Here is a 23533-nt window from a genome sequence, read left to right on the forward strand (position 1 = left end):
CGGAGCAGCCACCGGGTGATCGGGATGACCTGACCGGTCTCCTCGGCGACGGACAGGAAGGAGTCGGGAGGGAGCAGGCCGCGCTCGGGATGCTGCCAGCGGACCAGGGCCTCCACGCCTCGACCGCGCCCGTGTCCAGGCGGACGACCGGCTGGTAGTGGACGACGAGCTGGTCGATCGCGTCGCCTCGCAGCCGCGTGGCGACCTCCAGCCGCCAGCGCGCCGCCTCGCGGAGCCCGGGGAGAGAACAGGTGGACCCGGTCGCGTCGGAGCTCTTCGCCGCGAACATCGCGGCGTCGGCGTCACTGAGCAGCTGGTGCGGGTCGCGCACGTCCGACCGGGACACGGCGACGCCGATGCTCGCCGACAGGGGAACGGAGATGCCGGACGCCGTGAACGGCTGAGGTGAACGTCGTCTGCAGCCGGAAAGCCAGCGCCGCGGCCTCTGCCTGGTCGCAGTCGCGGGCGAGGACGACGAAACTGGTCGGCACCGAGCCGGCCACACGGCGTCGCCCGGTCGCACCTGCTCGGCCAGGCGACCGCCCACCTCGCGCAGCAGCCGGTCGCCGAGCTGGTGGCCGAGGGAGTCGTTGACCGTCTTGAACCCGTCGAGGTCCAGCACCAGCAGTGCGGTGCCCGGGGCGTCGGGGGAGCCCGACGCCAGCGCGTCGGCGGTCATGTCCAGCAACGTGGCTCTGTTCGGCAGGCCGGTCAGCTCGTCGTGGCCCGCCCGCCAGGCGAGCGCCTGCTCGCCCCGCACCCGGTCGGTGATGTTCGTGTGGGTCACCACGATTCGTCGCGACTCCGGAACCCGCGCGGCCTGCAGCCGGAACCAGCTGGTGAACGAGCCGAGCTGGGCGGAAGTACTCGTGGTCGAACGACCCGGGAGGACTCTCCGCGGACTCGGCCTGCAGCCGGTGGAACGCGGCCGCGATCATGGCGTGGTCGCCGGGCCGCAGTCCTCGCGACATGCAGTCCAGATATCCGTCACCGACCCCGCCGGCGTCGATGTCGTTGCTGCGCAGCAGGTCGGCGTCGGCCTCCCAGGCTCGGTTGGTGACCAGGATGCGGCCGTCCTCGCCGACCAGGACGGTGGCCGTCGGCAGGGCCGCGAGGACTGCCGTGAGCTCGTGGAGCGCGGCCTCCCGCTGCTGGTCGGTGCGGTGCCGCGCGTCGATGTCCCGGAAGAAGACGGCGAGCCCGCCCGGGTCGGGAAACGCTCGCACGTCGTACCAGCGGTCCTGCGGCTCGTGGTAGTACTCGAACTGGCGGGGCTGCCGGTCGGCGAGGACGTCCCGGAAGTGCGTCTCGGCGATCGTCCCGCGCGAGGCCGGGAAGACATGGAACGCGTGGTGACCGAGCAGCTTCTGCGCTCGGCGCTCGAGCAGCCTCTCGGCCGCGGCGTTCAAGTACGTGAACCGGCCCTCGTGGTCGAGGCGGTAGACGGCATCGGGGACGCCGGCCAGCACGTCGGGCTGGCTTGGCCGCGGCCCGTCACCGTCTGGTTGCACGCTCCCCCGCCTCGCCCGTTCGTCGTCCGCTCCAGGCGGAAATTCGGTACGGACCCGTCCGGCAGTGCCGCGGTCGCCCGGTGAATGACATCGAGAGTAGTTCCTCGGACGGGTGATCAGACAGCCGCGATCGACGCCCGATCGACGATCGTGCCGGCCGCGGCACCGGCCGGGAGCATCCCGAGCGCGGCACCGCCGCGTTCGCCCAGGCGAGAGGCGCAGAAGGCATCCGCGACGGCCGTCGGCGCGTACCGCAGCAGCAGCGAGCCCTGGAGGCACAGCGCGAGAAGACCGGCGATTCGCCGCGCCCGGAACGGTAGCCCTTCCGCGTCCCCGAGCTCGGCGTGCAGCCGCTTCACCGCGTCGTCGAACCGCTCGTCCGCCCCGCGGGCGAGCTCGATCTCCGCGCTCACCGCGGCCAGCGTGTCCGAGGAACGCCCCATCGCGCGCAGCACGTCGAGCGCGATCACGTTGCCCGACCCCTCCCAGATCGAGTTCAGCGGCGACTGCCGGTAGAGCCGCGGCAGCCCGGAGTCCTCGACGTACCCGTTGCCGCCCAGCACCTCCATCGCCTCGGCGACGACGCCCGGCGCCCGCTTGCACACCCAGAACTTCGCCGCGGCACCCGCCAGGCGCAGGAACGCCGACTCGCCCGAGTCCACCGCCGCCGCGAGCCGGATGGCCAGGGCGGTCGCCGCCTCGCTCTCCACGGCCAGGTCGGCCAGCACGTTCTGCATCAGCGGCTGGTCGACCAGCAGAGCGCCGAACGCCCGCCGGTGCCGGGCGTGGTGGATCGCCTGGGTGAGGGCGGCGCGCACCGTGGCGGCCGAGCCCAGGACGCAGTCCAGCCTGGTCATGTTGACCATCTCGATGATCGCCGGCACGCCGCGGCCGGGCTCGCCGACCAGCCAGCCCACCGTCCCGTCGAACTCCACCTCGCTGGAGGCGTTGGACCGGTCGCCGAGCTTGTCCTTGAGACGTTGCACGTGGAACACGTTCCGGCTGCCGTCCGGAAGTACCCGCGGGACGGCGAAGCACGACACGCCCTCCTCGAGCTGCGCCAGCACCAGGAACAGGTCGCTCATGGGCGCGGAGGTGAACCACTTGTGGCCCGTCAGGCGGTAGGACTCGTCCGGCTCGGCCACGGCGCGAGTGGTGTTGGCCCGGACGTCGGAGCCCCCTTGCTTCTCCGTCATCCCCATGCCGGCGATCAGCCCTCGCTTGGCCGACGGCTCGGTCAGTCCGAACTGGTAGGCCGTGGCGGTGAGCCCCGGCTCGTAGCGCGCCGCGAGCTCGGGGGTGCGGCGCAGCGCGGGGACGGCGGCGTAGGTCATGGTGATCGGACAGGCATGGCCCATCTCGTTCTGGGTCCAGCCGACATAGCCGACGGCGCGGCGCACGTGCGCGTGGGGAAAGCGCGTCGGGGCGGTGGGATCGGCGAACTGTGTCGGGGCGGCGGGGTGGGCGGACTGCGTCGGGGCGGTGGGGTGGGCGGACAGGGCAGCCCACGGTGCGCCGGCCAGGCCGTTCTCGACCGCCGTCCGCATCAGCTCGTGCCAGTAGGGATGGAACTCCACCTCGTCGATCCGGTGGCCGTAGCGGTCGTGGGTCCTGAGCTTCGGCGGATTCTCGTTGGCGACCCGGCCCCACTCCTGCGCCTGCTCGCTGCCGGCCAGCCGCCCCAGGTCGGCCAGCGAATGCAGCGTCGCCTCGTCGGCATGCCGCAGGCAGGCCTCGGCGAGCGCCGCGTCGCCGGCGATCGGATCGTGCCCGGCCGACGGCGGCACCTGGTTGGTCACCTCGTGCGTGGACCCCATGATCGACACCGTACGTGGCCGGGGACACAGCCGGGCGACACTCCCGAGGGGCGGGTCAGGCGGTCGAGCGGAGCCGCTCGGCGATCGACTCGACCGTCTCGACCCGTCCGGTCAGCACGTCGGTGACCAGGGCGATCGCCTCGTCATCCGTCAGCGTCGACGCCCGCCCGCGACGAGCCAGGTACACCGCGGTCGCGGCCCAGCAGAACGGCCGGTTCCCGTGCACCAGCGGCGCCGTGGTGGCGAGGGAGTGCAGCAACGCCGCCGCCCGCTCCTCCACGCTGGGGTAGACGTCGTGTCCGAGCACGCGGGCCTCCACCCGGGCGAGGGCCGCACTGAGCAGTCCGAGGTCACGGACACGGACGTGCGGTCCGACCGTGCGCCGGGCGACCTCCAGGAGATCCTCGAGGCTCAGTCCTGCCATCGGCTCAGCTGCGCCACGGCGCCGGCGTAGCGGCCGAGCTCCTCGTCGATCAGCACGGCGATCGGCACCTCCGGCTCCTGGGCCCGGATGTAGGCCTCCACCGCGCGCCGGGCGACGTCCTGCATCGAGGCGCCCTCGGCGCGCGCGCGACGCCGTAACGCATCGGTCTGCGCCTCGTTGAGTCGCAGTGTCATCGCCATGCCAGGTCGTCCCCCGAACGTCGTAGCGGTTCGTCCGTCAGTGGTATCAGCGTGATACCACGAACGGTAACGGCTCGATTTCGGTAACGCTCTGCAATCCCCCGAACAGGGGTAACGCTGTGACACGCCGCACAGCGGATTGGTGGTGCGCGATCGGGTAGCCCAGCGGACGGACTCGTCCATAACGTCCGCCGCATGACCGGGACCACCGCGACCAGGAACGGCCTCGTGCCGTCGCCTGCCCGCTGGTCCTGGCTCCGCCGCATGACGGCCGTGTGTTTCCTGGGAGCCGGCGCCTACGCCTGCATCGCCGTCTCGACCGACGCCGCCGTCGCCGCCGTCGAAGAGCCGGCGGCCTCGGCGACGCACCACGAACCAGCGCCTGACCAGCGAACATCCCCCGCGTCGAGCACCACGGCCAGCTCTGGGACCACGACGACGACGACCTCGGCGACGGCCACGAGCCCGCAGCCGGAGAAGGCAGAATCCGAGCCGACGGAGCCCACGACGACGTCCGCGCACGCGGCGGAGGCCGCCGCCACGGCCGAGCCGGCTCCTGCTTCGACCACGTCCGAGTCGACGACGACCAGCTCCTCGACCAGCTCCTCGACCAGTTCCTCCAGCAGCTCCTCCAGCGGCTCCTCCACGAACTCGTCGAGCACCAGGACGACGACCACGACGAGCGACGGGACGACGACGTCGCAGACCGTCACCGCCACCTCCAGCAACGGGACGACGACGACGTCGGAGACCGTGACCACCACGTCCGGCAACGGGACGACGACGGAGACCGTCTCCACCACTCCGACCGGCGCCGACGCCACCACGCCGACCGACGAGACCGGCGCCGACGTCGCCACGCCGACCGACGAGACCGGCGCCGACGCCACCGGGACGCCGGAGTGCACCACCGGCGCGGCGACGGACACGGACGCCACCGCCGAGGATGCCGACAGCGCCGTCCCGGCGGCTTCCGCCTGCCAGGCCACCCCGTCCACCGCAACCGTGACGCCGACGACGGCTCCAGGGATCCTGTGCGCGCCGGGGACGACCGCCGGTCAGACGACGATCGCTGAACCGTCCGAGGCCGCAGCCACCGCTACCGCGGACGGTGCCGACGACGCCTCCCCGACCCGGGGCTCCTCGGCTGCCGCCGCACCGCAGCCGATCACTCCGGTGGCTCCGGTGACGACCACCGCAGCGCCGTCGGACCTGCTGGCCGAGCAGGTCGCCACCCCGGCCCCGCAGGCGCCCGCGAGCGCCCCGGTCGTGCCGCAGGCTCCGGCTCCCGCGCCGGCCACCACCACCACCGTCGGCGGCGGCAGCTGCAGCGGCCAGGGTGCGGGGCCGGGTTCCGCCAAGGCGGGCTCCGCGTCAGCCATCGCCGTCCTGGGCTCGCCCTTCGAGGTCTCCCTCGCAGTGAAGGACGCCGCGCCCGCTGCGCCGGCAGAGGGGTCACTCGCCACCGCGGCGATCGACCCCTCCGACCGGCCGGACTGACGCCGCCGCTCCAGCGGCCAGCGTCCGTCCACAGGTGTGCCACGGGGGGCACATCACCGACCAAGTGCAGCCGCCCCAAGCGATCACCCATTCACCCTGCGCGTCACTTCATACCCAACGGTGGCGTGCACACTCGCAAAGGACACGCACGTGAATCGATCCGTGAGAAACGGACTCGCCATCGCAGGCATGGCCGGAGGAATGCTCTTCCTCGGCCAGGCGGCGGCGAGCGCCGACGAGGGCAGCAACAACGCCTCGGCAGGCGACGGCTCCAACACCGTCGCCACCGCCTCCAACACCTCCGACTCCAACGCCACGGGCGGAGACGGCGGCGAGGACGGCAACGGCGGCGACGCCGACAGCAACGTCGACCAGAACAGCGATGCCAGCAACGACGTCGAAAACAACGCCCAGACCGGCGACATCAACGCCGGCGGCGGCACCTCCGCCGTCGTCGTCGTTGCCGGCAACGGCAACCAGGCCGAGGCCGGCAGCGAGGAGGGCGACGTCGACGCCTCGCAGGACGTCCACAACGAGGTGAACGTCGCCTCCGAGGCCGGCGGTGCCCAGGTCAGCGACAGCAACAACGCCGCGGCCGGCAACGGCGCCAGCAACCACGCCGACGCCTCCAACACCTCCGACTCCAACGCCATGGGCGGAGACGGCGGCGAGGACGGCAACGGCGGCGACGCCGACAGCGACGTCGACCAGAACAGCTCGGCCAGCAACGACGTCGACAACGACGCCAGCACCGGCGACATCAACGCCGGCGGCGGCACCTCCGCCGTCGTCGTCGTGGCCGGCAACGAGAACGCGGTCGAGGCCGGCAGCGAGGAGGGCGACGTCGACGCCTCGCAGGACGTCCACAACGAGGTCAACGTCGCGTCCAAGGCCGGCGGCGCCCACGTCAGCGACAGCAACAACGCCGCGGCCGGCAACGGGGCCAGCAACAGCGCCGACGCCTCCAATGACTCCGACTCCAACGCCACGGGCGGAGAAGGCGGCGACGACGGCAACGGCGGCGACGCCGACAGCGACGTCGACCAGAACAGCTCGGCCGACAACGACGTCAACAACGACGCCGAGACCGGCGACATCAACGCCGGCGGTGGCACGTCCGTCGTCGAGGTGATCGTCGGTAACGGCAACACCCTCGAGTGCTACTCCGAAGAGGGCGACGTCAACTGCGACCAGACCATCACCAACATCGTCAACGTCATCTCGCTGGCCGAGGGCAGCGAGCTCACCTGCTCGAACAACGCCTCCGCCGGCAACGCCGCCATGTGGGTCTGCACCGTCAAGCACGACGGCAACGATGACAACGGCACCGACAACGGCAACGGCACCGACAACGGCAACGGCACCGACAACGGCAACGGCAACGGCAACGGCAACGGCAACGGCAACGGCAACGGCAACGGCAACGGTCACCAGCCGGGTCACCAGCCCGCCGTCCAGCCCGCCGGTCACCACCACCACCACGCTGACTGCCCGGAGCACGCGAAGCAGGCGCACGTCGCGCCCGTCAAGCACATGGCTCCGGTCGCCCACCGGGCCGCGATGAAGAACACCGCGCAGCCCAAGGGTCAGCTGGCCTACACCGGTGCTGAGACCACCGCCCCGCTCGCCCTGGGTCTGATCGCCCTCGGTTTCGGTGGCGCCCTCACCTTCGCCGGACGTCGTCGCAGCACCACCGCGGCGGCCTGATCCACCGGCCCGCCGCTCGAAGCACCAAGGGCGGCGGGCCGGGCTCCACCACCAGGACGTCGCCTGCCGGGAAGCAGTCCCCGGCAGGCGGCGTCCGCCCCGCATCTCAGCCGCACCGCCCCTCCGGCAGACAGGATCCGTGGTGAGCAGCGCAGTCGACGTCGAGACCCCGCCACGCGAGATCCGCCCGGACGCCGAGCCCCCTCGCCGCCGCGGCGACTCGATCCGGACCCTCGTCCGTGGCGTGGGACAGACCCTGATCACCTTCGGCCTCGTGGCTCTTCTGTTCGTGGTCTACGAGCTCTACGTGACCGACATCCTCGCCGCGCGGGAGCAGGACCAGCTCACCCAGCAGATCCAGGAGCAGTGGGCGGATCTGCCACCCGCGGACGCACCCACCGTCGGCCCACCCGAAGGCGCCCCAGCCCCGGCACCCGTCCCGGCCCCAGCCCCGGCACCCGCCCCGGCACCCGCCCCGGAGTCGATCCAGGCCGGTCTGGGTGATCCCTTCGCCGTGCTGCACATCCCGCGCCTGGGCGACGACTACGAGCGCGTCGTCGTCGAGGGCACGGCCCAGGTGCAGCTCGCCCAGGGACCCGGCCACTACCTCGACACCGCCATGCCCGGCCAGGAGGGGAACTTCGCGGTCGCCGGCCACCGCATCGGCCGCGGCTCACCGTTCCTCGACCTGGACCGGATGCAGCCCGGCGACGCCATCGTCGTCGAGACGGCCAGCAACTGGTACGTCTACCGGGTGCTCGGCGACGCCGCCACGGGAGACTTCGGCACCGACCCGAGCGGGATCCCGGGCCTCCAGATCGTCCACCCGTCCCAGATCGACGTCATCGCGGCGACGCCGGGCGGGGGCAATGCCTCCGGCGCATACCTCACGCTGACCACCTGCCACCCGAAGTACTCCGCCGCGCAGCGGCTGATCATCCACGCCCGACTGGACGGCGCCCCACTGAGCAAGGCCGCAGCGCCGGACGGCCCGCCCGCGCTGAACGGCTGAACCCACCCGCGCGACCGACCTGACCCGGAGTCCCTGCATGTACACCTGGATCTGGCGGCACCTCCCCGGCAACACCGCGGCCAAGGCGATCGCCGCGCTGGTACTCGTGCTCGCGGTCGCCGTCCTGCTGCTCTTCGTCGTCTTCCCGGAGGTCGAGCCGATGCTGCCGTTCACGAACGTCACCGTCGCCGACTGAGCCCGGCCCGCCCGCTCAGGCCCCCGGACCACCGAGCAGCGACGAGCGCAGCAGGTGCATCGCCATCGTGACGGATCGTTCCCGGACGGCGGACCGTGTCCCGGGGAGCCGCAGGGCGCGGGCCGCACTCCCGTCCGGGCCGGCGACGCAGAGGTGCACCGTGCCCACCGGCTTGTCCGCGGTGCCGCCGTCGGGTCCGGCGACCCCGGTGATCCCGACGCCGACGTCCGCTCCGAACCGGGAGCGGGCACCTTCCGCGAGAGCCACGGCGACCTCCGGGCTGACCGCTCCGTGCTCGGCCAGCACCTCGGCCGGGACGTCGAGCAGCTGCTCCTTCGCCGAATTCGCGTACGCGGTGACGCCGCCGAGCACCCACGCCGACGAGCCGGGGCGCTCGGTCAGCCGTGCGGCCAGCAATCCGCCGGTGCACGACTCTCCCGTCGCGACGGTCCACCCCCGGTCGGCGAACCCACGCGCGACGAGCTCGTCCAGGGTGGGGCCGGTGGAGAACAGCGTGTCGGCGTACTCGTCGGCGAGCACGGTCCCGAGCCGTTCGTAGGCGGGCTGCGCCGACGGCGGGAACCGGGTGACGATCTCCAGCTCGCCGTCGCGCAGGCAGGTGGTGATCTCCAGCCCGCCGAGATCCTCCTCGTGCCTGCGCAGCGTGAGGGCCAGCTGCGCCTCGAGCGTCCCCCACAGCCGGACGGTCTCCTGGCGCAGCTCCTCGGACCCCGCGAGCGCCACACGCATCGCGGGAGCAGCCACGGCGGCCGGCCACATGCCCTGCAGCTCCGACGGCGGCCCCGGCAGCACGAGGACCGTCGGTCCGTCGCGCCCCTCCCCCGGCGGCACCACGAGGCCTGGCGCCGTGCCGACCGGCTCCAGCACGGTGGCCCCCTCGGGAACCTGGGCCTGCTTGCGCACACCGGCCGCGGTCGCCGCCGGATCGGCGCGCCACCCGCGGCGGGCCATCAGCCGCTCGACGATCGCCGTGATGCGTTGCTCCAGGGCATGGTCGACCACTGATGGGCGGCCCTGGACGTCGCCCACCACCTGGGCGGTCAGGTCGTCAGCCGTCGGTCCGAGCCCGCCGGAGGTGATGACCAGGGTCACGCCCGTACCGGCCATGAAGCCCAGCGCGGCGCGGAGGTCCTCGGGCCGGTCCCCCACGACCACGACGTGGCCCACGTCGACGCCCAGGAGTCGTAGCTGCTCGGCCAACCAGGGGCCGTTGCGGTCCGCGACACGGCCGGTCAGGACCTCCGTCCCGGTGACGACGATGCCGGCGCGCGCACTCACGACGACGACCCTAGGGGCGCGGCCCACCGGGGCGCCTCGCAGGACCGTCGACCGGGCGCGGATACCGTGCGGGGGCAGTGGTCCGAGCGACGGACCACCGGAGTGTCCGACACCGAAGGATGCAGAGGAGGAGCCGTGAGTTCGTCCCATCCCCAGCTGCCCGGGGAGCCGACCGGCAGCAAGCCGCCGAGCACCCAGGAGATCCCCCTGGTGCAGCCGGCCACCGGCGCGACCGCCACTGCGCACCTGCCCCCGCACCCCGGCGCGACCCCGCCGGCGCCCGTGCAGCCGGTCGACACGCCCGCTCCCACCGGTCCCGTGGACTTCGTCCCCGGACCGCCCGGTCCGGGAACGTCACCTCCACCCCCGCCGCCGGCCCGCTCTGCGCCCGCCGCCGTGCCGGATCCCGCCCCGCCGGCCACCGCGGCAGCGCCCGTCCCCACCTGGCCCGAGACGCTCGAGTCCGAGCACGCGACCGAGGAGCGCCGGAGGAGGATCCGGGTGGGCGCTCCACGGGACCCTGCGACGGTCCTCGGCATCGGTCTGACCGTGCTGTCGGTCGTCCTGCTCGCGCTCGGGCTCACCATGCGCTGGGACGACCTCGAGTCGTACTGGCAGAGCATTCCGCTCTGGTCGGCGTTCGCGACGGTGTGCGCGCTCCTCGGACTGGCCGCATTCGTCGCCTTCGCCGTCGTGGGCCGGGTTCGGTCCGCACCTGCCTGGCGGGTGGCCGCCGCGGGACTGGTGGGCCTGGCGGTCTTCTGGCTGCTGGTCGTCCTGCCCGTCGTCGCCACCGACCGGGGTTTCGTGCTCACCGCCGCGCTGGCTGCCTTCGGCGGGGCGCTCTGGGTGGGTCCGCGCCAGGAGGACTGACGTCCGGGATCAGCCCTTCCCGCCGTTCCCCCTGCCGTTGCCCCCGGGGTTCCCGTTGCCCTGACCGCCGGAGTTGCCGTTCCCGTTGCCACGGGCGTTGCCGTCGCCACGGCCGTTGCCGTTGCCGGCGGCGCCGCTGTCGCCGCCGGCGTTGCCGTTCCCGGATCCGCCGTCGGTCACGACTTCCGCGTCATCGGCGGAGTCGTCCGCCGCCCCGGGGACGGCGACCTCCGTCGACGACCCGGGCCCGGTGCCGTCCTGCGGCGCGGCCGGGACGTCGGGAACGGGCGCGACACGTGGCGCCACCGCGTACGACACGGTCACGAGCGCCCCCTCGGGGACCGCACCGGCGGGGGTCACGCCCGTGACCAGCCCGGGAGCCTGCGCCACGGTCTCCTCGGCCGACCGCTGCACGGACAACCCGAGGGCGCCGAGTTCGGCCTCGACCTCGGCCACGGGCCGGCCCACGTAGTCGTCGGCGACCAGCACCACCGGTGAGGACCCGGCCTCCTCCGCCACCGGCGGAGGAGCGCTGCCGATGAGCTGGGTGCCGGCGATGGCGATCCCGGCCCCGGCCAGCACCGCGGCGAGCGGCGCGAGGATCCGGGTCGCGCGGCGACGACGGGGAAGGAGTCCGGCCGCCACCGCGGCGAACTGCCGGGTTCCGCCGTCCTGCGGCGGGGGCGGGGTGAGCATGCGCCCGGCCAGCACGTCGGTGACCGCCTCCCAGAAGGCCGCCCCGTCGGCGAAACGGGCGGCAGGGTCCTTGAGGAGGGCCCGGTCGACCAGCCGACGGACGTTCTCCGGGACGTCGTCCGGTAGCGGGTCCGGGATGTCCCGCAGCTGCTTGAGCGCGATCTGCACGGGGTTCTCGCCGTCGAACGCGCGCCGTCCGGCCAGGCACTCGTAACCGATCACCCCGAGGGCGTAGACGTCGCTGGCGGGACCGGCCTTGCCGCCGGCGGCCTGCTCGGGGGAGAGGTACTGGGCGGTGCCGACCACCTGTCCGGTCTGGGTGAGCGGAACGCTGGACGCCGACCAGGCGATCCCGAAGTCGGTGATCTTCACCGTGCCGTCGTCGCCCACCAGGATGTTGCCCGGCTTCACGTCCCGGTGCACGACGCCCGCGGCGTGCGCGGCCGCCAGCCCCGCAGCGGTCTGCTGCAGCAGGTCGAGCGTCGGTCCCACCGGGAGCCGCCGCTCGCGGGCCAACAGGTCGGAGAGCGCCTCACCCTCGACGAGCTCCATCACCAGGTAGGCGAGGTGCTCGGGGGCACCGTCACCGGCAGGAATCTCGCCGTAGTCGTGGAGGGCGGCGATGTTGCGGTGCGCCAGGCCGGCGGTGTGCCGGGCCTCGGCCCGGAAGCGCGCCAGGAACGTCGGGGTGCCGGTGTACTCGCTGCGCAGGACCTTCACCGCGACCGGCCGGTCGAGGAGGGTGTCGCGGGCCCGCCAGACCTGCCCCATCCCGCCGGTCGCCAGGGGGGAGAGGAGTTCGTAGCGGCCGCCGAGGACCCGCGTGTCCGGTTCCACCACCGGCGTTCCTCCTGTCCTCGCCGAACCCTTCCTTCCAGCCTGGCATCCAGCAGCACCGGCCACCTCCCGGGAGGGGCTTCGTCACTCGGGCGGTGGCGTCACCGTCGTGGAGGGCGAGGTCGCGGTGGTCGTGGACGTCGACGCGGACGTGGGGGTCTCGCTGCCGGTGCTCTGGCTCGTCGTGGGTGACGTCGTCGGCGTCGACCGGGAGGTGGTGGGCGTGCCCGCCAGGGTGGGGGTCGCCGGGGCGGAGGTCGCCGGGGCGGCGGTGCTGGGCGTGGTCCCGGGAGCCGGGTCCTCGACCGGTACCTGCTCCACCTCTTCCTGCACCGGGGTGGAACCGCCGCGCGCGGCGCCGGTGACCACCGGCCGGTCGGTTCCGCCCCCGCTCGCGGCGTTCCCCGTCGCGTACCGGACGACGACGGTGTCGCCGGGCGAGAGCGGCTGCCCGGCTGGTTCCACGCCGGTGACCTGGTCGGGGACGACGTCGTCGCGGGCCTCGCCGCGCGGCTGGACGTCGAGCCCCAGGCGGGTCAGCCGGCGCACGACCTCCTCGACGGGCCGGCCGATGTACTCGTCGGCGTCCAGCACGAGGCTGCCGCTGTTCCGCTGCTCGGCGGCCTCGGCGGGGGCGCCCGCGGTGTCGTCGGTGAGGGCCAGCAGCAGCGCGACCGCGATCCCTGCCCCGGCGAGGAGGCCCAGCAGCGGCAGCAGGAGCATGGCCGCCCGGTTCCTGCGCCGGCCGGCCGGAGGACGGGCGACCGTCCCCGTCCGCCGCGTCCCGGAGCCGGACGGCCGGGGAGAAGGGACACCGTCCGGGCCAGGGCCGCCCGGGACGAGGGCGCCCGCGGGGACCGCCACCGTGGGCGGGTACGGCGCCGGCGGCCGACCGGCCTGCACGTCGTCGATGGCCGCCACGAAGGCCGCGCCGTCCGGGAAGCGGGTGCTGGCGTCCTTGGCGAGGGCGCGACCGATCAGCGCGCGCACCTCGGCCGGCAGATCGCCGGGCAGCGGCTCGGGATCCTGACGGACCTGCTTGAGGGCGATCGTGACGGCGTTGTCGCCGGAGAACGCCGGCTGCCCGGCGAGGCACTCGTAACCGATGAGCCCGAGCGCGTAGACGTCACTGGCCGGGGTGGCCGGGCGCCCCTCGGCCTGCTCGGGCGACAGGTACTGGGGCGTGCCGATGACCTGACCGGTCCGGGTGAGGGCGACGCTCCTGGCCGACCAGGCGATGCCGAAGTCGGTGATCTTCACGCTGCCGTCCGGACGGACGAGGATGTTCCCGGGCTTGACGTCGCGGTGGACCATCCCGGCGCGGTGCGCCTCGCCGAGACCGAACGCGGTCTGGCGCAGGAGGGAGAGAGTGACCTCCGTGCCCAGGGCCCCTTCGCGGGCGACGAGCGCGGACAGCGGCTCGCCCTCGACGAGCTCCATCACCAGGTAGGCGAGCGTCTCCCCCGTTCCGTCCTGCGCGGTCTCCTCGCCGTAGTCGAAGACGGCGGCGATGTTGGGATGGCTCAGGGAGGCGGCGTGCTGGGCCTCCGCGCGGAAGCGGGCCACGAACGTCGGGTCACCGGTGTACTCGCTGCGGAGCACCTTCACCGCGACCGGGCGCTGCAGCGCGAGGTCGTGCCCGTGCCAGACCTGGCCCATGCCACCGGCGGCGATCAACCGGTGCAGCTCGTAGCGGTCGCCCAGGCACCGTCGTCCTGGTTCGACCAACGGAGGTCACTCCCCACCCTGTCCGGCCCTGCTCCGCGAAGGCCGCCACGATGCCGCCCGATGGGCCGACGCGCGTCGGGCCCCGGGGCACCTTGTCCATTTCCGGCCCCCGCTACACATGCTGGACGAGGGCGGTGGGCGGACCGATCGGTCCGCTGGTGCGCTTCCGCTCACACCCCGGCGGGGACGGCGCGCCGACTGCACCCCGTGCGCAGCCCGCCACGCGGCAGGCGGTCTCGGCGGTGCGGCGGGTTCCACGTGGAACAGACGTCGGCTCCGGTCCCCCCGCACCACGGACCCGCGCATGGCAGGGTGGCCGAACCGGGCGACCGACAGAGAAGAGGCGGGACGACGATGTCCGACACCGTGACCAGGGCCGACGACGGCGGCGTGGCCACCTTGACCATGCTGAGCTCCGGCCTCTCCCACGCCCTGCGGAACGACCTGCTGGCCGCCGTGCGCGAGGTGGCTGCGGACGAGTCGGTGCGGGCGGTGCTGCTGACCGGTTCCGGCCGGGCCTTCTGCGTGGGGCAGGACCTCGCCGAGCACATCGAGTCGCTGCGCGGGAATGCCGCGACCTCGCTCTCGGTCGTCGAGGACGAGTACAACCCGCTGATCCTGGCGCTGTCGGCGCTGCGCGTCCCGATCGTCGTCGGTATCAACGGGGCGTGCGCCGGGGCCGGGCTCGGGATCGCGCTCGCCGGCGACCTGCGGGTGGCGGCGGCGGGGTCGAAGTTCACGACGGCGTTCGCCGGGGTGGGCCTGTCCAGCGACTCGGCGCTGGCCGCGCGGCTGGTGCACTGCGTCGGCGGCTCGCGGGCGACGCAACTCCTGCTCACCCCCGAGCCCTTTCCCGCGGAGACCGCCGAGCAGTGGGGGCTGGTGCACCGTGTCGTCCCGGCCGAGCAGGTTCTCCCGGAGGCGCAGGCGCTGGCCGCGCGGCTGGCCAACGGCCCGACCGCGGCCTACCGGGCGATGAAGACGGTGCTGGCGACGGCGGCCACCGACACGCTGGAGGAGACCCTGGCGCTCGAGGCCCGGCTGCAGACGCGGCTGGGGCAGACGGCGGACCACCGCGAGGCGGTCGAGGCATTCCTGGAGAAGCGGGCGCCGGTCTTCACCGGTCGCTGAGCGCTCCGGGCCACGGCCACCGGCAGGCTCGGGTGAGCGCCGGTGGGCGGTTCTCCGCGGCCAGGACCGCGACGAGTGCACCTGCCGTCGGGGCGAGCTCCCCCACCCGGCGACAGGGCGTCAGGGGCTCCCTCAGCGGGAGAGCACGGCGCAGGCCGGGCAGACGTCGCGCGCGGCCACCGGCCACGAGTCCTCCGTCGACACCCGGGCCAGCGAGCCGCAGAGCGTGAGTTCGCAGGCGCCGTCCACCTCGGCCGGGGGACGGTGCACCTCCACGGCGTGCCACAGCGCGGCGGTCGGTCCGTGCGCGCGACTGCGGGCGGCGACGAAGAGGGTCGTCTGCAGCATCATGCGGAGAACCTCGGCACGGGAGCCGCCGAGGGTTAGGGCAACGGGAGCCGACCTCGCTCCGAAGGGTGAAGCCGTGGTGAGCCTGCGCTGTCCCGGGCCGCCGGGCAGGATGCGGTGCATGGGGTGCAGAGCATGGAACTGACCAAGCACGGCCACGCGTGCGTGACCCTCAGCGACGGGGACCGCAGCGTCGTCATCGATCCCGGCGCGTTCACCGACCCCGCCGCCTTCGCCGGCGCCGGAGCCGTGCTCATCACCCACGAGCACCCCGACCACTTCGAGCCCGAGCGGCTGCGGGCGGCGCTGGACGCCGATCCCGCGCTGGAGGTGTGGACCACCGGGTCCGTGGCGGCCCGGCTCGAGGGGCTCGGTGGCCGGGTGCACGTCGTGGGCCACGGGGACGCCGTCACGGTGGCGGGGTTCGAGGTCCACGTCCACGGCGAGCTGCACGCGGAGATCCACCCCGACATCCCGCGGGTGGCCAACATCGGCTTCCTCGTGGACGGCCGGGTCTTCCATCCCGGCGACGCGCTGACCGTGCCGGACGAACCCGTCGCGACGCTCCTGCTGCCGCTGCACGCGCCGTGGTCGCGCACCGCCGACGTCATCGACTACGTGCGGGCCGTCCACGCCGACCAGGCGTTCGCGGTGCACGACGGTCTGCTCAACGACACCGGCCTCGGCATCGTCGGCGGCCTGCTGGGCGAGCGCGGACCGGGTACGCCCACGCCCTTCAGCCGGCTGGCCCCGGGGGACACGGCCGAGCTCTGAGGCTCGCCCGGGCCCCCCGGGAACGGATCAGCGGACGGCGCGGTTCGACCGGCCCGCCATGCCCGCGTAGGCGCCGACCAGCACGATGGCCGCGATGACGGCGAGCACGAAGCCCAGGACGTTGAGCTCGAAGATGTCACCGGTGCCGAGCAGGCTGGCGATCCAGCCGCCGATGAGCGCTCCGAGCACGCCCAGCGCCAGGGTGGCGACGATGCTGATGCGCTGCTTGCCCGGGAGGATCAGCCGGGCGAGCGCACCGATGACGAGGCCGATCACGATGAGACCGAGGATGTCGAACAGCACAGCGTTCTCCTTCGTTCGACCGGCGAGCGCGGTCCCGGCACAGTGCCGGGTGTGCCGCCGGTGCACGACGGGAGTCCGTACCCGGAAGTCGATCACTGATGCACCGATCCCCCGAACGGGCGGACCGGATCGCGTCAGGCGGAGCGGCCGACCCGGTGCACGTGGGCCGGCACCTTGGCCAGCTCCGCGTCCACGGTCCGCTGCACCAGCCGCCGCAGTGCCCGGCGCTGGAGCTGCCGCACGACCCGGCTGCCACCGGTCGGCTCGTGGGTGATGGTCATCGTCACCCGGGTGCCGCCGTCGCCGGTGCCGGCGAGTTCGATGCGCGTCGTCCACGTCTCGGGCGTGAGCCGCAGGCAGGTCGCCACGACGCGCGGGGGCTCCCACTCGACGATCTCGCCCTGAGGCGCCCCGGCGGCGGGCGCACCGTCGAGCCGGCCGGGGGCGCAGACGAACGTCGTCCCGACGCCCGGGGCACCGGAGTCCTCGCCCAGCACGTACGACACGTCGCAGACCGAGCAGTACGGCTCCAGGAGGGCGAGTGCCCGCCAGACCTCGGCGGGCGTCTCCGGGACGTCGCAGCTGCCGGCCGCGGTCGTGGCACTCATCAGCGCCCGCCGACCGAGACCTCGAACTCGACCTGGCTGACGTCCGGCCGCAGCCGGGAGTAGCTGTGCACCAGCGGGCGGCCGGCGCTGTCGCGGACCGTCGTCCGGACGACGAGCAGCGGCGAGCCGGCGACGACCCGCAGCAGGTCGGCCTCGTCGGGAGCGGCGGTGCCGACGTCGACCACGATCCGCGCGGTGGCCAGGTCGGCCTGGTACTCGCGGCGCAGGTAGTCGTAGAGCGAGCCCTCGCTGAAGTCCGCCTCGACGGCACCCCCGTACAGCGCGGCGGGCAGGAAGCTGTGCGCGACGTGGTTCGGTTCCCCGTCGACGCTGCGCAGCCGTTCCAGCTCGACGACGTCCGCCGTCCCCTCCAGGGACAGCTCGACCGCGACCGGGGCGGGGACGGGCACAACGCGCTGGGTGAGCACCTTCGTGCCCACCTGGGCGCCCTGCTCGCTCATCACCGAGTTGAAGCCGGCGATGCGGTGCACGAAGCTCTCGCGGTACTCGTGGCGGATGGCCGGGCGGGTGACGTAGGTGCCGCGGCCCTGCTCGCGTACGAGGTGCCCGTCGGCGACCAGTCCGTCGACCGCCCGCCGCAGCGTGATCCGGCTGACCCCGTACTCGGCGCACAGCACCGGCTCCGGCGGCAGGAGCGTCAGCTCGGGCAGCGCGGCCACCCGACGCCGGAGGTGTTCCCGGACCGCCAGGTACTTGGGTCCGGAGACGGGGCTGACCACGTCGCAAAGGTACGGGATTCCAAGACGTCTGGTCGTCATGTCGTATGGGACGTCCGTCTCGTTCCGGCATTTATGGCCATAAGTGCAGCAGCTCGGCAGCAGAGTCGTCAGGACGTCATGACGTATGGTCGGGTCTCGACCATCGAGGGAGAAGCTCGTTGCGCATCGGTGTCCTCACCGGCGGGGGCGACTGCCCCGGCCTCAACGCCGTCATCCGTTCCGTCGTCCGCACCGCCTCGGCCCACTACGGCAGCGACGTCGTCGGCTTCCGTGACGGCTGGCGGGGCCTGCTGGAGGACCGCACCACCCCGCTGGACATCGCCGCGGTCGACGGCCTGCTCACCCGCGGCGGGACGACGCTCGGCTCGGCCCGGGTGGCGCCGGAGCGGCTGAACGCCGAGCTGCCGCAGATGAAGGACGTGCTGGCCACCCACGGCATCGACGTGCTGATCCCCATCGGCGGGGAGGGCACGCTCACCGCCGCGCACCTGCTGTCGGAGGCCGGCGTCCCGGTCGTCGGGATCCCGAAGACGATCGACAACGACATCGACGAGACCGACCTGACCTTCGGCTTCGACACCGCCGTCAGCATCGCCACCGAGATGATCGACCGGCTGCACACCACCGCCGAATCGCACCAGCGCGTCCTGCTGGTCGAGGTCATGGGGCGGCACGCGGGCTGGATCGCGCTGCACGCCGGGCTCGCGTCCGGCGCCCACCTCACGCTGGTGCCCGAGGAACCGTTCGACGTGGCGCAGGTCTGCCGGCTGGTGACCGAACGGTTCGAGCGCGGCGACACCCACGTCATCGGCGTCGTGGCAGAGGGGGCGAGCCCGCTGCCCGGGACGATGGAGCTCCGCGACGGCGGGGTGGACGAGTACGGACACCGGCGGTTCACCGGCGTGGCGCAGCAGCTGGGCGCCGAGCTCGAGCGGCGGACGGGCAAGGAGGTCCGCACGACCGTGCTGGGGCACGTCCAGCGCGGAGGCACCCCCACCTCGTTCGACCGGGTCCTCGCCACCCGCTTCGGCCTGCACGCCACGATCGCCGCGCACGAGGGGCACCACGGTCAGATGGTCGCGTTGCGGGGAACCGAGATCGACCTCGTGCCCCTCGAGAAGGCGGTGGCCCGTCTCAAGACGGTCAGCGCGTCCCGCCTGGCCGAGACGGCCGCCTTCACCGGCTGACCGGGCCCACCACGTGCGACCGATGCCTGGTGGACCGCACGACTCCGTGCCCCGGATGAACGCACAACCGCTGGGTAGGGGCGCACAATGACCCGCTGCCATCGCTCTGCAGACCTCGGTGTGGTGACGGCGTGGGCCGACGGGGCAATGGAGGAACACCGATCGTGACCGAGACGCCGGACTGGCGTGCCCGACGATGGGCCGCCACCCATCAGCGGATCTACGGCACCGCGATCGAACTGTTCCTGGAGCACGGGTACGAGGCGGTGAACGTGGGCCAGATCGCCCGCGCGGCCGAGGTCTCGGTGCCGACGTTCTACGCGCACTACCCGTCCAAGGAACACCTGGTCATGCAGCTCCCCACCGCCGAGGAGATGACCGCCCTCGTCGCCGCCCTGCCGCCCGACCTCCCGCTGCGGGAACGCGTGCGGAATGCCGCGCTCCTTTGGGTGTCCACGTGGAGCCCCGAGGACCACGAGGCCACGCTGGTCCGGTGGCGGATCATCGCCGGCGTGCCGAGCCTGCGGACACGGGCCGCCGAGTTCGAACGGGTGACCGCCGGGCTGCTGTCCGACGCCCTGGCGGCGGAATCGGGCCGCCCGTTGCCGCCCGGGGACGCGATTGTCGTGAACGTCTACATGGCCACCTTCACCACGGCCGTGCTGGCCTGGGCCGACGGCAACGGCGAGCGCAAGCTCGAGGAGCTCATCGACGAGGCCTTCGACGTCCTGTAGGCCGGCGCACCGCAGCTCACCCGCGCGGTGAGCGCAGCTCGACCACCGTCACCTCGGGGCGGGCCCCCACCCGCATCGGTGGACCCCAGTAGCCGGCCCCTGACGTGACGTACAGCTGGGTGTCCCCGTGCCGGGACAGTCCCTGGACGGCCGGCTGGTCGAGCCGGATCGCGTAGTCGAAGGGCCACAGCTGGCCGCCATGGGTGTGACCGGAGAGCTGGAGGTCGACCCCGGCGGCGCGGGCCTGCTCCACCTGCACCGGCTGGTGGGCCAGCAGCACGACCGGGACGTCGTCGTTCCGGCCGTCGAGCGCGGCGTCCAGGTCCGCCCCGTGACCGGGCAAGCCGAAGGACGCCGCCGTCCGGTCGTCGATCCCGGCCAGGTCGAAGGACGCCGTGCCGCGGCGGATCGCCACCCGCTCGTTGCGCAGCACGTCCACGCCGAGGGTGCCCAGGTGACGCAGCCAGGCGTTCGTGTCGACGAAGTACTCGTGGTTCCCGGTCACGAAGAACACACCCTGCGCGCTGACCAGGTCCGCCAGCGGCGCCGCCTCCTCGCGCAGCTCCGCGACCTCGCCGTCGACCAGGTCCCCGACGATCGCCACGACGTCCGGCTGCTGCTCGTTGACCAGCTCGACCAGCCGCTCGAACCGCCGTCCGCCGTAGGTCGCCGACAGGTGCCCGTCGGAGAACGTCACGATGCGCAGCCCGTCCAGCGCCGGATCCAGGTTCGCCAGCGTCACGGGGACCCGGCGGACGACGGGCGGGGAGTTCGCGAAGTACGCGCCGGCGCCTGCCGTGCCGAGCGCGACGACCCCGGCGGTCACGGCGAGGCCTCGAGCGAGGAACAGCCGCCGGGGAACTATGACATCGCCGTCCTGCCGGACGGCACCGCGGGCCATGACGTCGCCGTCCTGCCGGACGGCACCGCGGCCAGGTGCCGTTCCCCCGTCCGGCAGAGCCGCTTCGTCGAGGCTGCGCGGAGCCCTCCGGGCCCCACTCGCCTCGACCTGCCGGGTCCGTCGCGTGAGGTGCACGTTGCCGATCAGCCGCACCGGCTCGAGGACCAGCAGCGCGAGGAAGGCGTAGAAGGCGACGCCGAGCCAGCTGTAGGCGATCCAGTCCAGGGGCGCCGAGGCCTCGAGGGGGAGCGCGCGGCGCAGCCCGATCGCGAGGGCGGGGAGCAGCGCGAGGGCGAGGGTGAGCAGCGTCAGCCGACGCCTCAGCCGCCCGGGGCGGGTGGTGCTCCGCACCAGCCGCAACCACAGGTAGCCGTGCAGCAGCAGCATGGCCAGGAAGACGACGGTGGTGAAGCCGAGCAGGGCGATCAGCGACACCGGCGCACCATCTGCTCGGCGTCCGTCACGTTCCCACTCTCCCAGGGTGCGGCGCGGGGATCGCGCAGACCCGCTACCGCGCGGCGTCCTTCAGCACCCGGCGCACCTGGGGCTCCAGCGTCCAGAACTCGCGCTCGGCCCGCTCGGCCCGGGCTTGTTCGAGCGCGTGCAGCCGGCCGAAGGTGAAGGAGTTCTCCCCGTCGGCGAAGGCGGCCACGCCCGACCGCCGGCAGAGCTCGCGGGTGACGACGGTGTCCTGCAGCTCCCCCAGCACCTTCTGCATCCGCTTCGCCGCCCGTGCCAGGGCTTTCGCGCCACCCAGCTCCGCGGCGGCGATCTCCGCGGCGTACCGGACGCGCTTGGCCGCCGTGCGCACGTCGTGCAGCGCCTCGTCCCGGTCGCCGTCGAGAGCGCGCCGGGCAGTGGCCATCCGGCGGCGCAGCCGGCGGACCGATCGCGCGACGGCGTCCTGGAGGACCGGCTCGAGCCGGTCGCCGGCGCGCTCGGCGAACGGGGGGTCGGCCAGCAGGTCGTGCAGCGCGTCCAGCAGCCGCAGGTAGCGCGGCTCGGCCATCGTCTCCAGGGCCCGGTCGAGTCCGGCCCGCTCCTCCCGCAGCTGCGACTGCTGCAGCCGGGCGGCCACCGGGCCCAGCACCAGCTCTGCGGGCTGCGCGGCCACGACCTCGCGCAGGTGGGCGAGGGCGACCTCGTCGTCCCGGGCCCGGGCCAGCTGCCCACCCAGCCAGGAGAGCTCCTCCCGCAGCGGATCGGTGGCCTCCCGGTCGAGGACGCCCCGGAACGCGGCGAGCGTGCTCCGCAGCCGGCGGGCGGCGACCCGCACCTGGTGCACCGCGCCGGGCTGCTCGGTGCGCAGCAGCACGTCCGCGGCCTGGAGCGCCGCCACCTGCTCGCGGAGGGCCGACCGCACGAACTCCCCGGCCCGTGGGCCCTTCTTCCGCCGCTTCGCGGGCGCGCCGTCGTCCCCGATCAGCCGCCCGGCGAGCACCCGGCCGGCCTTGGACACGAACGCCGCCGGTCGAGCGCCGGCGGCGGTGAGCCGGTCGCCCACGACGGTCAGCAGCTCGACCCCGCCCTCCCCCAGCTCCACCTCCACCTCCCGCCAGGTCTGCACCTCGGTCGGCTGGTCGGGCTCGGCCGCCGGAACCGTTGCGGTCACGGTGTCGTCTGCGACCTCCGCGAGCAGCCGGCCGTCGGTGTCGCGAAGGGAGGTGACCACCCGCCGGGTACGCAGGGTGGCCACAGGAGCCGTCGGCGCCCCGCGCAGGAGGCCGACGACAGGCGCCGCCAGCGCCTGCGGCGGCTTCTTCCCCGAACGGCCCAGGGGGGCGTGCAGCTCTCGACGCGCGGAGCCCGCGGGGAGCTTGAGGTGCCAGCCGGCGTCGGGGCCGCCGGTCCGGCGGCGCAAGGTCACCCGCGCCCGCACGAGCCGCAGGTCCGCCGTGTCGTGGTAGACCGCCTCCAGCGCGTGCTCGACGGGCGGATCCACCCGCGCGACGCCGTCCAGCCCGTCCAGCGCCGGCAGGACGAATCCCTCGTCGACGTCGTACTTGGTCTCCATCTCGAGGTGCCCGCGAGTCATGCCGGCCTCCCTCCCGGGCGGCCGCACGCTACGCCCGCATCCTGCGAACCTAGGCGCGGCCATGTTCGGGGGCGACACGGGCTGGGCACCGCAGCTCCCGACGAACGCTCGACGGCGAGCGCCCTGCGGAAGGAGCATGCCCATGCTGGACGAGCGAGAGGTCTCCGCGGCCATCGGGAGCACCGCCTACGACGCGAGCGGCCAGAAGATCGGCACCGTCGAGCACTTCTACGTCGACGACCGCACGGGGGCGCCGTCCTGGGTGGCCGTCACCACGGGACTCTTCGGCACCCGCCGGTCCGTCGTCCCCGCGCTGGACGCCACCTTCACCGACGGCGGTCTGCGGCTGCCGGTCGCCGTCGAGGCGGTGAAGAACGCGCCCCACCTGAGCGGCGACCACCTGACGCCCGACGACGAGGCGGAGCTGCGCCGGTACTACGGCGCCGGCAGCGCGACCGGCAGCGTGGCCGGGCCCGGCACCCGCCAGGAGGCGCCGGCCGCAGCTGCGCCGCCCACCGTGGAGATGCCGGCCGCGGCGGCCCCCCGGCCGCCGGCGAGCACCGACGACGGGGCGATGACCCGCAGCGAGGAGCAGCTGGTCGTCGACACCGAGCGGGTGGCCACCACCCGGGCGCGACTGGTCAAGTACGTCGTGACCGAGGAGGTGCAGATCACCGTGCCGATCCGGCGCGAGGAGATCCGCCTCGAGCAGGTGCCGATCGACGCCCCCGACGACGTCGACGAGGGCGAGACACTGCTGACCGACCGGCCGGCCGGGACGACGACGTCGGCCGGCCTGCCCGGCGAGATCGTCCTGCACACCGAGCGGCCGGTGGTGACCGTGGAGGTCGTGCCGACCGAGCGGGTGCGGCTGCGCACCGAGCTGGTCCAGGGGCAGGAGACGGTGACCGGGCAGGTGCAGCGCGAGCAGATCGTCGTCGACACGGACGCCTCCCCCCGCGGCGCCTGACC

Annotated in this window: 24 protein-coding genes and 2 pseudogenes; 10 read left to right on the plus strand and 16 right to left on the minus strand. The window is 73.7% G+C overall.

Going from position 1 to position 23533, the window contains the following annotated elements; genetic code table 11:
* The 7 genes and pseudogenes from FHU33_RS25595 to FHU33_RS00030 all read right to left on the minus strand — a co-directional run.
* On the minus strand, positions 1 to 116 hold a 116-nt coding region (locus FHU33_RS25595), incomplete at its 3' end, for an EAL domain-containing protein (RefSeq protein ID WP_246063868.1).
* Positions 117 to 328: 212 nt separating this feature from the next.
* Positions 329 to 790, minus strand: a pseudogene (locus FHU33_RS25600) (diguanylate cyclase domain-containing protein); the annotation flags it as partial.
* A 430-nt stretch (positions 791 to 1220) separates the two neighbouring features.
* Positions 1221 to 1511: pseudogene (locus tag FHU33_RS25605) on the minus strand (PAS domain-containing protein); the annotation flags it as partial.
* A 116-nt stretch (positions 1512 to 1627) separates the two neighbouring features.
* Positions 1628 to 3328 (minus strand): acyl-CoA dehydrogenase family protein, encoded by a 1701-nt coding sequence (locus FHU33_RS00015; RefSeq protein WP_142023517.1) that lies wholly within the window; start codon positions 3326 to 3328, stop codon positions 1628 to 1630.
* A gap of 55 nt (positions 3329 to 3383) precedes the next feature.
* The gene (locus FHU33_RS00020) at positions 3384 to 3752 is read right to left on the minus strand and encodes a type II toxin-antitoxin system death-on-curing family toxin (RefSeq protein WP_142023518.1); all 369 of its coding nucleotides are present in this window, start codon (positions 3750 to 3752) and stop codon (positions 3384 to 3386) included.
* Positions 3740 to 3952, minus strand: a complete 213-nt coding sequence (locus FHU33_RS00025) for a ribbon-helix-helix protein, CopG family (protein WP_142023519.1) — start codon at positions 3950 to 3952, stop codon at positions 3740 to 3742. The genes FHU33_RS00020 and FHU33_RS00025 overlap by 13 nt, the downstream gene beginning before the upstream one ends.
* Positions 3953 to 4248: 296 nt before the next feature.
* The gene (locus FHU33_RS00030) at positions 4249 to 4716 is read right to left on the minus strand and encodes a hypothetical protein (protein WP_142023520.1); all 468 of its coding nucleotides are present in this window, start codon (positions 4714 to 4716) and stop codon (positions 4249 to 4251) included.
* Between FHU33_RS00030 and FHU33_RS00035 the strand changes: the two genes are divergently transcribed.
* The 4 genes from FHU33_RS00035 (at position 4706) to FHU33_RS24690 (ending at position 8367) form a co-directional block, all read left to right on the plus strand.
* Entirely contained in the window at positions 4706 to 5452 is a 747-nt protein-coding gene (locus FHU33_RS00035) for a hypothetical protein (protein WP_142023521.1), read from the plus strand. The two genes, FHU33_RS00030 and FHU33_RS00035, sit on opposite strands and share 11 nt — an antisense overlap.
* Positions 5453 to 5602: 150 nt before the next feature.
* Positions 5603 to 7159, plus strand: a complete 1557-nt coding sequence (locus tag FHU33_RS24685; protein ID WP_170182264.1) for a hypothetical protein — start codon at positions 5603 to 5605, stop codon at positions 7157 to 7159.
* Positions 7160 to 7301: 142 nt separating this feature from the next.
* Entirely contained in the window at positions 7302 to 8171 is an 870-nt protein-coding gene (locus FHU33_RS00045; RefSeq protein ID WP_246063162.1) for a class E sortase, read from the plus strand.
* Positions 8172 to 8208: 37 nt separating this feature from the next.
* Positions 8209 to 8367: a hypothetical protein gene (locus FHU33_RS24690; RefSeq protein WP_170182265.1), complete on the plus strand. Its 159-nt coding sequence runs from the start codon at positions 8209 to 8211 to the stop codon at positions 8365 to 8367.
* A gap of 15 nt (positions 8368 to 8382) precedes the next feature.
* Here FHU33_RS24690 and FHU33_RS00050 read toward each other — a convergent pair whose 3' ends face one another.
* Positions 8383 to 9666 (minus strand): competence/damage-inducible protein A, encoded by a 1284-nt coding sequence (locus FHU33_RS00050; RefSeq protein WP_142023522.1) that lies wholly within the window; start codon positions 9664 to 9666, stop codon positions 8383 to 8385.
* Positions 9667 to 9801: 135 nt separating this feature from the next.
* Here FHU33_RS00050 and FHU33_RS00055 point away from each other — a divergent pair, with 135 nt between their 5' ends.
* On the plus strand, positions 9802 to 10539 hold the full coding sequence (locus tag FHU33_RS00055; protein WP_142023523.1) for a hypothetical protein: 738 nt from the start codon (positions 9802 to 9804) through the stop codon (positions 10537 to 10539).
* Positions 10540 to 10548: 9 nt separating this feature from the next.
* On the opposite strand, the gene FHU33_RS00060 is transcribed toward FHU33_RS00055, so the two are convergent.
* Both FHU33_RS00060 and FHU33_RS00065 read right to left on the minus strand, forming a co-directional pair.
* The gene (locus FHU33_RS00060; RefSeq protein ID WP_142023524.1) at positions 10549 to 12075 is read right to left on the minus strand and encodes a protein kinase domain-containing protein; all 1527 of its coding nucleotides are present in this window, start codon (positions 12073 to 12075) and stop codon (positions 10549 to 10551) included.
* 81 nt (positions 12076 to 12156) lie between these two features.
* Positions 12157 to 13800, minus strand: coding sequence for a protein kinase domain-containing protein (locus FHU33_RS00065; protein ID WP_246063163.1), 1644 nt, complete (start codon positions 13798 to 13800; stop codon positions 12157 to 12159).
* Between the two features lie 354 nt (positions 13801 to 14154).
* Between FHU33_RS00065 and FHU33_RS00070 the strand changes: the two genes are divergently transcribed.
* Entirely contained in the window at positions 14155 to 14931 is a 777-nt protein-coding gene (locus tag FHU33_RS00070; protein WP_142023525.1) for an enoyl-CoA hydratase-related protein, read from the plus strand.
* A 132-nt stretch (positions 14932 to 15063) separates the two neighbouring features.
* On the opposite strand, the gene FHU33_RS00075 is transcribed toward FHU33_RS00070, so the two are convergent.
* Positions 15064 to 15282 (minus strand): hypothetical protein, encoded by a 219-nt coding sequence (locus FHU33_RS00075; RefSeq protein ID WP_142023526.1) that lies wholly within the window; start codon positions 15280 to 15282, stop codon positions 15064 to 15066.
* Positions 15283 to 15414: 132 nt separating this feature from the next.
* Here FHU33_RS00075 and FHU33_RS00080 point away from each other — a divergent pair, with 132 nt between their 5' ends.
* Positions 15415 to 16053 carry an MBL fold metallo-hydrolase gene (locus tag FHU33_RS00080; RefSeq protein ID WP_142023527.1) on the plus strand — a complete coding sequence of 213 codons (639 nt, stop codon included), beginning with the start codon at positions 15415 to 15417 and terminating at the stop codon, positions 16051 to 16053.
* A 27-nt stretch (positions 16054 to 16080) separates the two neighbouring features.
* Here the strand turns inward: FHU33_RS00080 and FHU33_RS00085 are convergent, their stop codons facing one another.
* From FHU33_RS00085 to FHU33_RS00095, 3 genes are all read right to left on the minus strand, one after another.
* Positions 16081 to 16356, minus strand: coding sequence for a GlsB/YeaQ/YmgE family stress response membrane protein (locus tag FHU33_RS00085; RefSeq protein WP_246063164.1), 276 nt, complete (start codon positions 16354 to 16356; stop codon positions 16081 to 16083).
* Between the two features lie 134 nt (positions 16357 to 16490).
* Complete coding sequence (locus FHU33_RS00090) at positions 16491 to 16964, minus strand: SRPBCC family protein (RefSeq protein WP_142023528.1); 474 nt, start codon at positions 16962 to 16964, stop codon at positions 16491 to 16493.
* A complete protein-coding gene (locus FHU33_RS00095) occupies positions 16964 to 17704 on the minus strand; it encodes a GntR family transcriptional regulator (RefSeq protein ID WP_246063165.1) in 741 nt (246 codons plus the stop codon). The genes FHU33_RS00090 and FHU33_RS00095 overlap by 1 nt, the downstream gene beginning before the upstream one ends.
* A 158-nt stretch (positions 17705 to 17862) precedes the next feature.
* On the opposite strand from FHU33_RS00095, the gene FHU33_RS00100 reads away from it, so the two are divergent.
* Entirely contained in the window at positions 17863 to 18891 is a 1029-nt protein-coding gene (locus FHU33_RS00100; RefSeq protein WP_142023530.1) for an ATP-dependent 6-phosphofructokinase, read from the plus strand.
* 164 nt (positions 18892 to 19055) lie between these two features.
* Positions 19056 to 19625, plus strand: a complete 570-nt coding sequence (locus FHU33_RS00105) for a TetR/AcrR family transcriptional regulator (protein ID WP_170182266.1) — start codon at positions 19056 to 19058, stop codon at positions 19623 to 19625.
* A gap of 16 nt (positions 19626 to 19641) precedes the next feature.
* Here the strand turns inward: FHU33_RS00105 and FHU33_RS00110 are convergent, their stop codons facing one another.
* Positions 19642 to 20961: a metallophosphoesterase gene (locus FHU33_RS00110; protein WP_211354944.1), complete on the minus strand. Its 1320-nt coding sequence runs from the start codon at positions 20959 to 20961 to the stop codon at positions 19642 to 19644.
* A gap of 73 nt (positions 20962 to 21034) precedes the next feature.
* Positions 21035 to 22561 carry a CYTH and CHAD domain-containing protein gene (locus FHU33_RS00115; protein ID WP_142023532.1) on the minus strand — a complete coding sequence of 509 codons (1527 nt, stop codon included), beginning with the start codon at positions 22559 to 22561 and terminating at the stop codon, positions 21035 to 21037.
* Positions 22562 to 22703: 142 nt separating this feature from the next.
* On the opposite strand from FHU33_RS00115, the gene FHU33_RS00120 reads away from it, so the two are divergent.
* Positions 22704 to 23531, plus strand: coding sequence for a DUF2382 domain-containing protein (locus FHU33_RS00120; protein WP_142023533.1), 828 nt, complete (start codon positions 22704 to 22706; stop codon positions 23529 to 23531).
* Positions 23532 to 23533: the final 2 nt, after the last annotated feature.

The organism is Blastococcus colisei (assembly GCF_006717095.1).
GTDB classification, from domain to species: Bacteria; Actinomycetota; Actinomycetes; order Mycobacteriales; family Geodermatophilaceae; genus Blastococcus_B; species Blastococcus_B colisei.